The sequence below is a fragment of the Streptomyces sp. Isolate_45 genome, from assembly GCF_024721315.2.
Lineage (GTDB): Bacteria > Actinomycetota > Actinomycetes > Streptomycetales > Streptomycetaceae > Streptomyces.
On sequence record NZ_JANFAK020000050.1, the window covers coordinates 23,070 to 35,916 of the forward strand.

Annotated in this window: 14 protein-coding genes; 6 read left to right on the plus strand and 8 right to left on the minus strand. The window is 70.9% G+C overall.

Annotated features, from left to right (window positions below; translation table 11 throughout):
• Positions 1–87 precede the first annotated feature (87 nt).
• The 3 genes from NOD94_RS18240 to NOD94_RS18250 all read left to right on the plus strand — a co-directional run bounded on the left by NOD94_RS18240 (position 88) and on the right by NOD94_RS18250 (position 3,766).
• Positions 88–639 (plus strand): hypothetical protein, encoded by a 552-nt coding sequence (locus tag NOD94_RS18240; RefSeq protein ID WP_281207029.1) that lies wholly within the window; start codon positions 88–90, stop codon positions 637–639.
• Positions 640–686: 47 nt separating this feature from the next.
• Complete coding sequence (locus tag NOD94_RS18245; protein ID WP_281207030.1) at positions 687–2,879, plus strand: hypothetical protein; 2,193 nt, start codon at positions 687–689, stop codon at positions 2,877–2,879.
• 122 nt (positions 2,880–3,001) lie between these two features.
• Positions 3,002–3,766 carry a metallophosphoesterase gene (locus tag NOD94_RS18250; protein WP_281207031.1) on the plus strand — a complete coding sequence of 255 codons (765 nt, stop codon included), beginning with the start codon at positions 3,002–3,004 and terminating at the stop codon, positions 3,764–3,766.
• Here the strand turns inward: NOD94_RS18250 and NOD94_RS18255 are convergent.
• The 7 genes from NOD94_RS18255 to NOD94_RS18285 all read right to left on the minus strand — a co-directional run bounded on the left by NOD94_RS18255 (position 3,739) and on the right by NOD94_RS18285 (position 8,590).
• On the minus strand, positions 3,739–4,074 hold the full coding sequence (locus tag NOD94_RS18255) for a DUF2087 domain-containing protein (RefSeq protein ID WP_281207032.1): 336 nt from the start codon (positions 4,072–4,074) through the stop codon (positions 3,739–3,741). The genes NOD94_RS18250 and NOD94_RS18255 overlap by 28 nt on opposite strands.
• A 79-nt stretch (positions 4,075–4,153) precedes the next feature.
• Positions 4,154–4,804, minus strand: a complete 651-nt coding sequence (locus NOD94_RS18260; protein WP_281207033.1) for a hypothetical protein — start codon at positions 4,802–4,804, stop codon at positions 4,154–4,156.
• Positions 4,801–5,235, minus strand: coding sequence for a DUF6114 domain-containing protein (locus tag NOD94_RS18265; RefSeq protein ID WP_281207034.1), 435 nt, complete (start codon positions 5,233–5,235; stop codon positions 4,801–4,803). Before NOD94_RS18265 ends, NOD94_RS18260 begins: the two co-directional genes overlap by 4 nt.
• Positions 5,226–5,807, minus strand: coding sequence for a DUF6230 family protein (locus tag NOD94_RS18270; protein ID WP_281207035.1), 582 nt, complete (start codon positions 5,805–5,807; stop codon positions 5,226–5,228). The genes NOD94_RS18265 and NOD94_RS18270 overlap by 10 nt, the downstream gene beginning before the upstream one ends.
• A 191-nt stretch (positions 5,808–5,998) precedes the next feature.
• Positions 5,999–6,781, minus strand: a complete 783-nt coding sequence (locus tag NOD94_RS18275; RefSeq protein WP_281207036.1) for a MerR family transcriptional regulator — start codon at positions 6,779–6,781, stop codon at positions 5,999–6,001.
• A 28-nt stretch (positions 6,782–6,809) separates the two neighbouring features.
• Positions 6,810–8,015 (minus strand): methyltransferase, encoded by a 1,206-nt coding sequence (locus tag NOD94_RS18280; RefSeq protein ID WP_281207037.1) that lies wholly within the window; start codon positions 8,013–8,015, stop codon positions 6,810–6,812.
• 224 nt (positions 8,016–8,239) lie between these two features.
• Positions 8,240–8,590, minus strand: a complete 351-nt coding sequence (locus tag NOD94_RS18285; RefSeq protein ID WP_281207038.1) for a tetratricopeptide repeat protein — start codon at positions 8,588–8,590, stop codon at positions 8,240–8,242.
• A gap of 117 nt (positions 8,591–8,707) precedes the next feature.
• Here NOD94_RS18285 and NOD94_RS18290 point away from each other — a divergent pair, with 117 nt between their 5' ends.
• A complete protein-coding gene (locus NOD94_RS18290; protein WP_281207039.1) occupies positions 8,708–9,673 on the plus strand; it encodes a pirin family protein in 966 nt (321 codons plus the stop codon).
• 375 nt (positions 9,674–10,048) lie between these two features.
• Entirely contained in the window at positions 10,049–10,582 is a 534-nt protein-coding gene (locus NOD94_RS18295; protein WP_266968873.1) for an NUDIX hydrolase, read from the plus strand.
• Here the strand turns inward: NOD94_RS18295 and NOD94_RS18300 are convergent.
• Entirely contained in the window at positions 10,552–11,904 is a 1,353-nt protein-coding gene (locus NOD94_RS18300) for a helix-turn-helix domain-containing protein (RefSeq protein WP_281207040.1), read from the minus strand. The genes NOD94_RS18295 and NOD94_RS18300 overlap by 31 nt on opposite strands.
• Before the next feature lie 738 nt (positions 11,905–12,642).
• Here NOD94_RS18300 and NOD94_RS18305 point away from each other — a divergent pair.
• Positions 12,643–12,798: a hypothetical protein gene (locus NOD94_RS18305; protein WP_157853303.1), complete on the plus strand. Its 156-nt coding sequence runs from the start codon at positions 12,643–12,645 to the stop codon at positions 12,796–12,798.
• The last annotated feature ends 49 nt before the right edge of the window (positions 12,799–12,847 follow it).

Below are 12,847 nucleotides of genomic sequence, written 5' to 3' on the forward strand. Positions count from 1 at the left end.
GGGCCGGACCAATAGGTTCAGGGTCGATCGGTCTTAGGTTAGCCTTACCTAAGTCGATCAAGTCCGTTCCTGGAAAGGCGTTCTGCCATGCGTGTTGCCCACCTGCCCCGCGTCACCGTCCGGCTCGCAGCCCGTGCCGCCTTCGCCGCGACCGCCGCCGTGGCCCTCGCCCTCGGCACGGCCGGCTCCGCCAACGCCGCGACCTCGACCCGTACGGTGACGGACGGCGGGGCGACCTACAACCTGAGCGTCACCGCCCCCGGCACGGCCACCGCCGCCGGCCAGAACGTCACCGTCACCGGCAGCGGGTTCAACACCGCCAAGGGCATATACGTGGGCCTCTGCGCGGTGGACGGCGCCCCCGGCCAGTACAAGCCGACCCCCTGCCTCGGCGGTTCGGACCAGGCGGGCACCACCGGCGCCTCGCACTGGATCAACAACACCTTCGGCGGCACCCTGCCGAACACCTCCAAGTTCGGCCCCGGCGGCACCTTCGGCGTCACCATCCACGTCAAGGCGGACCTCGGCAACGGGAACATCTGCGGCGAGACCGTCGAGTGCGCCGTCGTCACCCGAGCGGACCACTTCAACTCCACCAGCCGCAAGTACGACGTCCACGTCCCGGTGACCTTCAACTAGGCAGCCGACCACCCTCCCGGACCCGCGGTCACGTCGACGAGGAAGCCATGACACCCCAGCACCCCACCACCCCCGCCCGGGCGGGCGCGGCCTCCGCCGCGCTCGCGCTCGTCCTCGTCTCGGCGGCCCCGGCGGCCGCCGCGGGCCCGACCGCCGCCGGACCCGGGCGTACCGTACTGGGCGCGGGCGGGCAGCAGTTGACCGTCTCCGCCGCGTCCGGTCTGGATCCGCTCGGCCGGACCGTACGCGTCACCGGCGGGGGATACGACGGGGCCAAGGGCATCTACGTCGCCTTCTGCAAGGACAACGGGGACAACCGGGTGCCCGCTCCCTGCGTGGGCGGCGCCGACACGACCGGCGGCTCCAAGGCCTCGCAGTGGATCGTGCCCCGGGGTGACGCGCACGCCGGGGAGTTGGGGATCCCGTACGGCGAAGGCGGGCGCTTCGACGTGGAGTTGAGGCTGACGGCGAAGAACGAGGGGCTGGACTGCACCCAGGTGGCGTGCTCCGTCGTCACCCGGGTCGACCACCGGGGCGCCGGCGACCGTTCCCAGGACGTACGGGTCCCCATCGCCTTCCGGGGCCAGGACCCGGTGGGTCCCGGAGGCGAGGGCGTCGACGTACCGCAGGGCACCGTCGGCTACCGGGCGGTCGCGGAGTTCACCACCGCGGGCAAACCGCGCGACCTGATGTTCCACCCCGACTCCCGCAAGCTGTACGTCGGTTCGGACGACCTCCCCGACACCGCCGACGTCAACGAGAGCGGACTGCACGTCCTCGACCCGGTCGACGGCAAGGTGCGCAGCACCGTCAACCAGGCACCCGGGGCCAATGGCACGCCGGGTCGGCGGGCGGTCCGTCAGCTCATCGCCCCGCTCCCCGGTGACGGCGTGGTGTTCTCCTATCCGCTGCGGGGCATCGGCACGGCCAAGGACGGCGACACCGTCGCGGCCGGCGCGTGGGTTCCGGGCGGCGCCGTCACCGACGCCGGGCCGGGCATCGCCCCGGGGACGGTGTTCGTCGCGCAGGGCCCCGTACTGTCCGAGGTCGACGTCGCCACCGCCACGGTGAAACGCGGCATCACGCTGGAGGGCGGCGACGGGTTCGCCGTGGACCCGGTGCGCAAGGCGATCTGGTTCCCCGACGCGGGCAACGGGCGGTTGTACCGGATCGACGCCACGACCCTCCAGGTCGCCGCCACCGTCGAACTTCCCGCGGGCGAGGACTACGCCGGGTTCACCGAGGTGGACCCGGAAACGGGCGCGGTCTGGATCGGCATCGGCACCTCGGTCGTCGTCCATGACGCGGCGGGCAAGCGCCTGCGCGTGCTGACCGGCGACGACCTGCCCCGGGCGGCGAGGTTCGACCCCGTCACGCACGAGGCGTACGTCGTCCGGCAGGACCCGGGCGACACCTCCCAGCCCGGCAGTGACAACAACGGCAGCTTGACCGTGTACCGCACCACCGACTTCGGGGAGGCGGCGAAACCGGTCGTACTCCCCGGCAACCAAGGCCAGTTGGGGTTCGCCTCACTCGCGGTCGAACCCGGTGGCGGGACGGTCTTCGTCTCGAACCCCGCCGAGGGCCGCATCACCCGGCTGCAACGCTCCGTCTCACCGAAGGTGACGCAGGGCCCCACGGACCAGACCGTCACGGAAGGGGACCGAGCCGTGTTGACCGCGAGGGCCGACGGGACGCCGGAGCCCACCGTCACCTGGCAGGTCAGCGACGACGGGGGCCGGACGTGGAAGGCGGTCGAGGGCGCCGACGCGCCGGTGCACTCCTTCACGGCCAGGGCCTCCGACAACGGCCATCGCTTCCGCGCGGAGTTCCGGAACGAGGCGGGCACCAGCCGCACCACACCGGTCACCCTCACGGTCGGCGCGCCCGGGACCACCACGGGCGGCGCCTCCGGCAACACGGGTACGAGCGACGGCGCGACGGGCGGCGCGGGCGGCAGTGCGGGCGACACCGCGGCCGGTGCCACGGGCGGTGGTCCCGGTACGGCCGGCAGCACCACGGGCGACAGCGCGTCGGGCTCCTCGGGCGCCTCGGGCGCCTCGGGCACGTCCGGCGCGTCCGGCGCGTCCGTCACGGGCGGCACGGGCACCACCACCACGGGCGGCGGCGCGCTCGCCTCCACCGGCACCGCGGTCGCCACCCTCGCCGGGAGCGCGGTCGCCCTCACCGCGGTCGGCTGGGCCCTGGTACGCCGCAAGCGGGCGGGCAACACGGGCTGAGGCGCGCGCGGAGATCCGGGGGAGGGGTGACGGCCGCCACGGGCGGGCCTGTTGAATGGGACGCACTAGCACCCTCGGGCGGCCCATGACCAACGGCCGCGGTGAACGAAGGAGTTACCCCTGTGATCGTGATCGCCCACCTCAGCGACGTCCACCTCGACGGCGGACCGCGCGCCGCCGAACGCACCCGCGCCGTCATGGACTACCTGGACGCCCTGCCGCACGATCTCGACGCGGTGCTGGTGAGCGGGGACATAGCCGACACCGGCAAGCCCTCCGAGTACGAGGAGGCCCGCGCGCTGCTCGCCTCCCGGCACCCGACGGTCATCTGTCCCGGCAACCACGACGAGCGCGTCGCCTACCGCCGGGTCATGCTGGGGGAGGAGCAGCCGTCCGAGCTGCCGGTCGACCAGGTGCTGCGCGGTGCGGGGTTCGTCCTCGCCGTGTGCGACTCCTCCGTACCCGGTGAGGACCACGGCTTCCTGACGGAGCAGACCCTGACCTGGTTGGACGGCGTCCTGGCGGACACCCCGCACGAGGTGCCGGTCCTGGTGGCGTTCCACCACCCGCCGGTGCCCCTGCACACCCCGTACGTCGACGGGATCAGGCAGTTCGGCGAGGAACGTCTCGCGGAGCTGGCCGGCCGCCACCCGCACCTGCGCGCCTTCCTGTGCGGGCACGCGCACACCGCGGCCGCGACGACCTTCGCGGGCCGGCCGCTGCTCGTGGCGCCCGGAGTGGTGTCCACCCTCCGGCTCCCGTGGGAGACCGCGACGGGGCCCGATCACCACGTCCACCTCGACGAGCCGCCCGCCGTCGCCTTCCACGTGCTGGGCGACGACGGGCGGCTGACGACCCACTACCGGGTGGTCACCGGACGGCGGTAGCTGCTGCCGTCCCGGGTCCGGGTGAGCCGGCCCGAGGTGATGAGGTAGCGCCGGAGCGCCGAGCAGTCATCGTGCACGGTGCGCAATGCCTCGTTGACCTCGGGCTCGGTGTAGTCGCGGTCCTGCGCGAACAGGGTCTCGGTGAGGTGGGCGAGCAACTGCTCGCGCCGGGCCGCCTTGCGGGGGATCGCGAGCAGCCGTCCGCCGGAGAAGAGGTCCTCCACGCCACGCCGCTGCCGGACGGCGGGGGCGGAAGTGGGGGTGGAGGCGGTTCCGGTGGAATCTTGATGCTCGGTGCTCTGTGACATGTCAGTGAGCTTTGCCCGTTCCCGCCTCCGGAGCAACGCAATTTCCACCGGGGAGGGTCGGCCGCCGAAGGTGCCCCGATCAGGGCCCGACGGTGATCTGCTGGGCCGGGTTCGTGGTGTCGGAGACCTTGTAGACGGCGTTGAAGGTGGAGGTGGTCGCGCTCGTCGGGCAGCCGAAGCCGCCGGTGACCGTGACCGGGACGGTCGCGTTGGTGAAGGTCAGGCTGGGCGGCGCGCCGTTCGTCCAGGTGCCGTTGACGGCGGCCGGGGCCGTGGGCGCCGTGGTGACGACGCAGTTGGCCAGGCCGGTCGTGGTGACGACGAGCCCGCCGACCGGCACGTTCATCGTCGCGGTGATCGGGGATCCGTGCTGCATCGACACCGACCAGGCGCCGCTGGTGGTGACCGTCGGGGTCACGCCCCAGACGCTGGAGGTACAGGAGCTGTACGTCGGCGGGGTGATGGGCGAGGAGACCGGCCCGGCCGGGTTCTGGTTGCCGGGAGCGGCCGGCACCGTACCGGTGGACACGGAGACCGTGCAGGTCACCGTGACCGAACCGGCCTTGAGCGTGGCCTTCCCGCTGAGGGTGGCCTTGAAGGCGTGCCCGGCCGGGGTGACGGTGGTCGACCCGGCCAGCGGTAACGGACTGGCGGAAGCGGTGGCCGAGGCCACCGTCAGGGCGGCCGCGGCCGCCATCCCGAGGGCGAGCGCGGTGCGCGTACGGCTCATGTCTGAGCTCCTTGGGGATCGTGGTGCGGGGTGGGAGCGGGGGGTGAGTCCGTCGGCCCGGGGGCGGCGGAGCCACCGGAGCGACGGGTCGCGGACGGCTGCCAGGCGAACATCAGGCCGCCGCCGATGATGCCGAGAAGGGTGCCGATCAGGAACCCGCCGAGGTTCGACAGGACCAGCGAGGCGGTGGCGATGAGCGTGGTGAGCACCCCGGCGAGGGAGCGTTGCCGGGGGGAGAACCAGGCGGTGAGCCCGAGGACGATCATGACGATCCCCATCAGGACGGACGGAATGCCAGCCACCCCCTGCTGGAGCATGATCTTCAGCGGTGCCAGGGGCAGGACGCAGATCCACGCTCCGGCCAGGACGGCGAAGAGCCCGCCCCAGAACGGCCGGCCGCGCCGCCACCGCCGCCAGCGGCTCAGAAGCATTCCTTCTTGCCCTTGCTGATGTTCATGCTCAGCCCGGACAGCTTGAACGTTCCGGCATTGGTCGCCCAGGCCGTCTGCTGGAGACCGGTGATGCTCACCGTGTCCGCCTGCTGGGCGAACAGGTCCTGCATGCCCTGCGCCTCCGCGGGGCCCTTGTCCAGGGTGGAGGCGTCGCGTCCGATCTCGATGTTCGTGAAGACCGCGTCACCCGAGAGCTGCGTCGCGTCGACGAACAGGTTGGTCGCCTCGACCGGCTTCTTCTGCCCGGCCGTCAGATTGAGCGAGATGTCGCCGATCATCGGAAGGGTCGTGACCACCGACTGGCACAGGCTGTTCAACTTCGCCTCCCGGATGGCGGTGACCGCCACCGGGATCAGTTCCTGACGGGCGTTGACGTCGACGCTGCCGTACTGCGCGAAGCCCTCGCCCTCCAGGCTCTTCGCCGACACCTTGAACTGCTGCCCCGATACCGCGAAGGACGCGGCGAGAGCCCCTTGCGCGAGGGCGATGCCGAGACCCGCCGTCACGGCCACGGCGGGCACGGTCAGCAGGGCGAACCGGCGCCAACGCACCCGCCCCTCACCTGCGCCCGCGTCGCCCGTTCCGACCCCGCCGTCCGTGCCGGGGGGCTCGGATAAGTTCGGTGAATCCGCCATGAGATCGTCCCTTATCTCGGCTGTGCACCTTTGTTACCGACGAGTTGAATGTAAGAGTGCCAATGGTGGTTGGCAAGGTTGTGCGAGTGCACCTTTTGAGCCGACTCCTACTGCTCCGTACGCAGCAGTTCGGCGACCTCCGCCTCCACCCGGCGGGCCATCGCCCGCGCGAACTCTGCGGCCACGACCTCGCCGGCCACCGGCCGCAACGCGGCCACCGCCTCCCGGACGTGATCCAACTGGGTGGCCGAAAGTGGTTCCAGTCCTTCCGCACCGATCACATGCCGCCGGAAAAGTCCGACGAAGCGGTCCGCGAGCGCGTCCGCCTGGCTCTGGACGAAGTCACCCGCGTCCAGGATCTCCCCCAGCGGCACCCCCTGCCGCACCAGCGCCAGCGTCGCCTCCAGCAACCGCCGGTTCGGATACGTCACCAGGTCCCCGTCGACCCGTACGTAACCCAGCTCGGCCGCCCGCCGGGTGTGCTCGGCGGTCGCCTCCGGGCCGAACAGCTCGCGCAACTCGGCCCGGGTCATCGTCACCGGCTCCTCGTGCACCCAGTCCCGGGTCATCTCCCGCTCGAAACCCAGGAGTTGGGACAGGCCGCCGCCCTGCTCCCAGGCGGTCAGCAGCTCACCGATGCCGTTCACCGTGTACCCGCGCCCCAACAGGTCGCTGATCAACCGCAGTCGGGTCAAGTGATCGTCGGAGTACCAGGCGATCCGCCCCTCGCGGCGCGGCGGCGGCAGCAACCCGCGCTCCTGGTAGTAGCGCAGGTTGCGCACCTTCACGCCGGCCGCGCGGGCCACGTCCTCCCGGCGGTAACGCCGTTCGGGTTCCCCGCCCGCGGCCATGCCCTCGACCGATCCGTCCGTCTGCACCTGGCTGCTCACGCGGCCGAGTGTAGGACGTACCGGCAGGTCACATGGGGCGCGTCCGCTCCTCGCGCTTGATCGCCCGCAGCACCACGAACTTCGGCTCGCTCGCGGCGACTTCACTGTTCCCGAAGAGTCGGCGCAGATGGGTGTGGTAACCCATGTGACGGTTGGCCACCACCCAGAGCTCACCGCCGGGCCGCAGTACCTTGCGCGACTGGGCGAACATCCGCAGCGCCGTCGCGTCCGTCGTCGCCTGGTGCGAGTGGAAGGGCGGGTTGCACAGCACCAGGTCCACGGAACCGGGCGGCAGCATCGCTACCCCGTCGCCGACCAGGAACTCCGCCGTGCGCCGGCCGGCCGGCACGTTGGCCTCGTACGTGGCCCGCGCGGAGGCGACCGCCTGGTACGACTCGTCCGTGAAGACGACCTCCGCGTCCGGGTCCGCAACCGCGACCGCCGTACCGACGACGCCGTTGCCGCAGCCCAGGTCCACGACCCGGGCCCCGTCCGTGTTCGTCGGGATGTTCTGGAGGAAGAAGCGCGTACCGATGTCCAGCCGGTCCGCGCAGAAGATCCCCGCGTGGTTGACGACCTTCAGACCGGCGCCCGAGCCGCCGTCCTCGTCCACCGTGTACGTCAGCGGCCACGGACCGGGGGTGGTGGGCCGCGCGGCGCCCGGATTGCCCGGCGTGCAGAAGATCAGGCGGGCCTTCTTCTCCGCGAGCGAGGTCTTCGTCGGGCCGAGGATCTTCTCGAAGAGGCGCAGCGTCGAGGTGTGGATCTCCTTGACCATGCCGGCGCCCACGACCACGGTGCCCGCGTGCACGTGCGGAGCGACCCGGTACAGCTGGTCCTCCAGCAGCGCCAGACTCTTCGGCACCCGCACGAGCAGGACGTCGATCCGCTCCGGTGGCGCGTCCTGCGTGGTCAGCAGGGACACCGTCGCCTTGGACGTACCGATCCCGGCCCGGTCCAGGTTCGCCTCGGTGGCGGCCCGGGTCAGCGAGGAATCGGTGATCTGCGTCGGACGGTACGAGGCCAGGGCCGTCGTCAGGGTTCCCCAGCGGTCACCGAGAACGGTGATCTGCCCGGCGCCGGCCAGGTCCACGGGGCCCCGCTCGCCGGTACCGCCGTCGAGGTGACGCAGCAGGTACTCGTCGGCGGCGTCCCAGGCCTGGAGCCGGTCGCGCGGATCCGCGGGGAAGCGGGTGAGTTCGTAGGAGCCGAAGGGCGTGGTCAGACGGTTCATATGGGACCCAGGCTATCCGAGTCGGCCGCCCGGCCCCGCACACGCGGGGCCGGAGGGACCGTACGACTCGGAGAACGCGCCCGGAGACGCCGATTCCCCCTGGCCGGAGCCGTACCGAGGCGTCGGACGCGCACGGCCCGGAGCGGGTGCCCGCCGGGCGCACGGCGGCCGCGCGCGGGTGGGCCGGCGGGGCCGCGAGTGAGCGGGCGCGGGCGGGGGGCCGCCTACTCCGGGAAATCGCCCGCCATGGCCGCCGCGATCCGCAGGTGCGGGGCCGCCTCGGCCGCCCTACCCTGACGCTGCAGCGTGCGCCCGAGCAGCAGCTGTGCGTAGTCCTCCACCGGCCAGCGCTCCAGGATCGCGCGCAGTTCGCGCTCCGCGCGCGACAGCTGGGCGGAGTGGTAATAGGCGCGGGCCAGCAGCAGCCGGGGAGCCAACTGCTCCGGAGCCTCGTCGGCGACCGTGACCAGGACGCGCGCGGCCGTCGCGTACTCCTTCGCCTCGAAGAACAGCCCGGCGCGCTCCCAGCGCTCCGCCGCGGTGCCGTGCTCGTGGTATGCCGTCGGCGCGTTCATCGCGTCCCTTCCGATCGCTCCCGGTGGGGTGTCGGTCCGTCCAACACGCCCTCCCTTCGGAACATTCCAGGCAAAGGACCGGCGCCTCCACCACCGGGCGGCACTAAGTTGTCCGACATGAGCAATCTCGATCGCCAGCCAGCTCTCTCCGCCTGCGGCGGCCGCGGTTTCGTCGTGGCCGAACCGGTGCGCGAGCTCCTCAGCCCGCGCACCGTCAAACTCGGCGAGTCCACCGAGGTCCGCCGACTCCTGCCGAACCTGGGCCGCCGCATGGTGGGGGCCTGGTGCTTCGTCGACCACTACGGTCCGGACGACATCGCGGACGAGCCCGGCATGCAGGTCGCACCGCATCCCCATTCGGGACTGCAGACCGTGAGCTGGCTGCACGACGGGGAGGTCCTGCACCGCGACAGCGAAGGCAGCCTCGCCACGATCCGCCCCCGCGAGCTGGGCCTGATGACCTCCGGCCGGGGTATCAGCCACTCCGAGGAGAGCCCCCGCCCGCACGCCCGCTTCCTGCACGGCGCCCAACTGTGGGTGGCCCTGCCGGACGCACACCGGAACGTAGCCCCCCACTTCCAGCACCACCCCGAACTCCCGCAGGTCACGGCCCCGGGCCTGACCGCCACGGTGATCCTGGGCAGCCTGGACGGGGCAACCTCGCCCGGCACGGCGTACACCCCCATCGTCGGCGCCGACCTCACCCTCGCCGGCGGCACCGAGACCCGACTGCCCCTCGACCCGGACTTCGAGTACGCGGTCCTGTCGATGTCCGGCGAAGCCCACGTGGACGGCGTCCCCGTCCTCCCGGGCGCCATGCTCTACCTCGGCTGCGGCCGCACCGAACTCCCCCTCCGCGCGGCCTCGGACGCCGGCCTGATGCTGCTGGGCGGCGAGCCCTTCGAGGAGGAGATCGTCATGTTCTGGAACTGGATCGGGCGCTCCAACGAGGAGATCGTCCAGTTCCGCAAGGACTGGATGGAAGGCACCCGCTATGGCGAGGTGAAGGGCTACGACGGCCCCCCGATCCCCGCTCCCGCACTCCCGCCGGGGCCCTTGAAAGCGCGCGGCCGGGTGCGCTGACCTGCACTTTTCTGGATCGGCTCTCTCAGTCGCGACTGACGAAAGAGAGTCCGGAGCTCCGGCGGAGATTGCTCCGCCGGAGGAGGCGCCGAGGCCCGCCGGAGGCCCTCTTCGGGCTCCCGTCGTTTCCCATGTGTGACCAGCTGGGATCAGCTTTGCCACGACCAATGCTGACCCGACGCCGACTTTGGTGCCCGGCGTCGCGGAGCGGGGAGAAGGGCGGTCCCATAGTCCTCTCTGGGGCAGGATCACCCTCGGGGGAGCGCTCGGCGGTACCTCGCCCATATTCGTCACTGTGACGTGAATTTGCCTGAATCGGGCTACGGTTCATCCGGGTTCTGCGATGCTGGAGGCCGATCGAGAGGGGCCGCAGCGATGCAGTGGAAGATCCACGGTGAACGTCCGATCTACGAAAACAAGTGGGTGAACCTGTGGCTCACCGACATCGAGACGCCGGACGGGCACCGCTGGGAACACCACGTCGTCAAGCTCCGCCACCTGGCCGTGGCCGCTGTGGTCAACGATCGCCGAGAGGTCCTGATGATGTGGCGCCACCGCTTCATCACGGACGCGTGGGCTTGGGAGCTGCCCATGGGTCTGGTGGAGGCGGACGAGACCCCCGGTGAGGCCGCTGCCCGTGAAGTCCTCGAAGAGACCGGCTGGCGTCCGGGCCCGATGAAGCCTCTGATCTACGCGGAACCGGCGAACGGCATCACGGACTCCCAGCACCACCTGTTCCGCGCGGACGGTGCGACGTATGACGGGCCTCCGACCGAGAAGAACGAGTCGGACCGGGTCGAGTGGATCCCGCTGGCGAACATCCGGGGCATGATCGACCGCCGTGAGATCGTCAGCAGCGGCGCTCTGGTCGGCCTCCTCTACGTCCTGATGGACGAAGGGGTTCGCTGAACCGGCGGGGGAAGCGTCGCCCGTAGGCGTGCCTCGAAGGCAACCGCGGCCGGCACCTCGCGGTAGGGCGCAAGCTGCTCGTAGAACTCGCGAAGGTGTCCGGTCACCCGCTCCGACGACACTGCTGCGGCGGGCACCAGCGCCTCTATCGCCGTGTGACAGGCTTGGTCGAGCTTCCCCCGCTGGAGCTGGGTACGGGCAAGCCAGAAGGCATGGAACGCTCGGCCGCGCTGGTTCGCAGGGTCCTCGCGCGCCAGCGCGTCCGCGATCAATGGTTCGGCGATCGCCGCCTCGCCGATACGGCCGTGTGCAATGCCGGTGTCCACGATGAGCTTCGGCTCGTCGAAGTACGTCACCCATGACGGGTCCGGGTCGCTTTCGTGGATGCGCTCGAACTGGCTGTGGGCCTCCGAGATCGCGGTGTGCGTAGCCTTCCTGTCCCCCAAGGTCGCGTGGGCGAAGGCTTCGCGCATGGCCAGCATCGCCCGCACCCTCGGCGTCGTGCCGGCACGGGTCTGGTCCTGGGCGGCAGACACCAGGGCAAGCGCGTCCGCCGGCTTGTCCTGGTAGGTCGCTTGGAGGCTCATGCAGGCCAGCACGTTCGCCATGAATGGATGGTCGTCGATCTCCCTGGCCAGTTGCAGAGATTCCGAGAAGTACGCGCGGGCCTGCTGGTACTGCCGAGCATCGAAGTATGTCCATCCGGTCAGTCGCGCCAACTCCGCCGCGACGCCGTACAGACCATGCCGTATCGGTGTCGGCCGCCTGTCCTTCAACAGCCCTTCGACGTAACGGAGCTGGCCTACGACGGCCGGGCGAAGGGTCTCTCCACCGTGCTCGTCGTCGCGTCGCCAATAGTCCTCGATCGAGGACCGGAGCGCCTGGAGGGTGGAGGGGCTCGGATTGGTTCCGGCGGCCATGGCGAGGATGCTGTCCACCTCCACCCCGGGTAAGGCAGCAAGCGGTCCGGGTCCAGCGGGCGGGTGGACCGGCTCGGGTGGCTCGCGCTCGGCCACCGCGAGCGCAGCCGGCGTTTCCCACTCCCGTCGGGAAAGCCCGAGCATGTGCCCGGGGATGCGCAAGCCGTCGGCAATTCGCTCAATCACGTCCATGTGGAGAAGCTGCCGCTGGCCCGCGATCACCTCGCCCACCCGACTGGGCGTCAGCTCGCACTGGCGCGCGATCATGGACGGATAGATACCTGCCCGGGCCTTGACCAGACGAAAGACCCTCGCGAAGTCGCGTACGCGGCACGCGTCGATCAGCTCGGAGTCGGTGAGCAGACTTGCCGGCAGTTCCTTCGTATGACGTGACTCGGGCATCGGACATGCTCCGGAGGAAGGCTACGGATCGCTGCGGGGTTTCAACGGACCGTGATGTTACCCAAGTTGGGTAACCCGCTGGGCCTTTCTGCCTCATCGTCCTGATCGCGATCCTTCTGCACATGGCGAAGCGACCGAGGATGACTGCCTTGCATGATGCGGCAGGCACTCCTGACACAGAGCGAATGGCCCTCAGTGGAACGTCTGACCTGGGCAGAGAGCCCCGCGTCCTGATGAGCATCCGGGTGTCGCGGGACTCGGGCCGGACGTGGTCGCCGGGCATGCGGGTCCTGGAAGGCGACCCGTTCGACATCCTCTCCAATCCGGGCCGCTACCCCCCGTGCGAGTGCCCCCGCTGTGGCGGTAAGTCGTCGGCGGCACGTGCCCTTCGCCTGGCGCCCATCGAACCGGGGGCGGCGTAGTGGCCGCGTTCCGCGGTTGAACGCTCCCTTAGAGGGGGAGCCCCGGGCACGTGGTCGAGCACGGCGGGGCTGGCGCCAACAGCTTGCCGTACTCCTCTACGCCGCTGCCGTCACCGTCTTGGTGGTCGCCCTGGCCGTCGCCGGTGAGCCCAGCCGCTGACCGTCAACCAGCCCCGGAAGCGCCGTTCGTTCGAGCCGTGGCCTCGCGCCACCCTCCATCTCCTCACTGCTCCGCATAGCGGGGCTGGTGAGGCATGCCCCATAGGGGCCGGGCCGGCACCCGTCGGCCTTGGACTTCCACGAAATGGAGACACGTATGGCAGCACAGAAGGAAGACCTGCTGATCGGCGTCGAGAGCCTGATCAAGGTCCAGGACCGCTTCACCGCCGCGGCGGCCGAGTCCGACTCCACGGGCACCTCCGCGGGCGACGACGGCGAGAACCGCGACGGCCTGAACCTCCCGCAGGAGTAGCGCCACCAGCACACCGCAGCACCAACCCGGGGGCCCGTCATTCATGGCT

Coding starts and splice junctions, on each gene's coding strand:
- NOD94_RS18240 (WP_281207029.1), top strand. CDS start 88: ATGCGTGTTGCCCACCTGCCCCGCGTCACCGTCCGGCTCGCAGCCCGT.
- NOD94_RS18245 (WP_281207030.1), top strand. CDS start 687: ATGACACCCCAGCACCCCACCACCCCCGCCCGGGCGGGCGCGGCCTCC.
- NOD94_RS18255 (WP_281207032.1), bottom strand. CDS start 4,074: ATGTCACAGAGCACCGAGCATCAAGATTCCACCGGAACCGCCTCCACC.
- NOD94_RS18260 (WP_281207033.1), bottom strand. CDS start 4,804: ATGAGCCGTACGCGCACCGCGCTCGCCCTCGGGATGGCGGCCGCGGCC.
- NOD94_RS18265 (WP_281207034.1), bottom strand. CDS start 5,235: ATGCTTCTGAGCCGCTGGCGGCGGTGGCGGCGCGGCCGGCCGTTCTGG.
- NOD94_RS18280 (WP_281207037.1), bottom strand. CDS start 8,015: ATGAACCGTCTGACCACGCCCTTCGGCTCCTACGAACTCACCCGCTTC.
- NOD94_RS18285 (WP_281207038.1), bottom strand. CDS start 8,590: ATGAACGCGCCGACGGCATACCACGAGCACGGCACCGCGGCGGAGCGC.
- NOD94_RS18290 (WP_281207039.1), top strand. CDS start 8,708: ATGAGCAATCTCGATCGCCAGCCAGCTCTCTCCGCCTGCGGCGGCCGC.
- NOD94_RS18295 (WP_266968873.1), top strand. CDS start 10,049: ATGCAGTGGAAGATCCACGGTGAACGTCCGATCTACGAAAACAAGTGG.
- NOD94_RS18300 (WP_281207040.1), bottom strand. CDS start 11,904: ATGCCCGAGTCACGTCATACGAAGGAACTGCCGGCAAGTCTGCTCACC.
- NOD94_RS18305 (WP_157853303.1), top strand. CDS start 12,643: ATGGCAGCACAGAAGGAAGACCTGCTGATCGGCGTCGAGAGCCTGATC.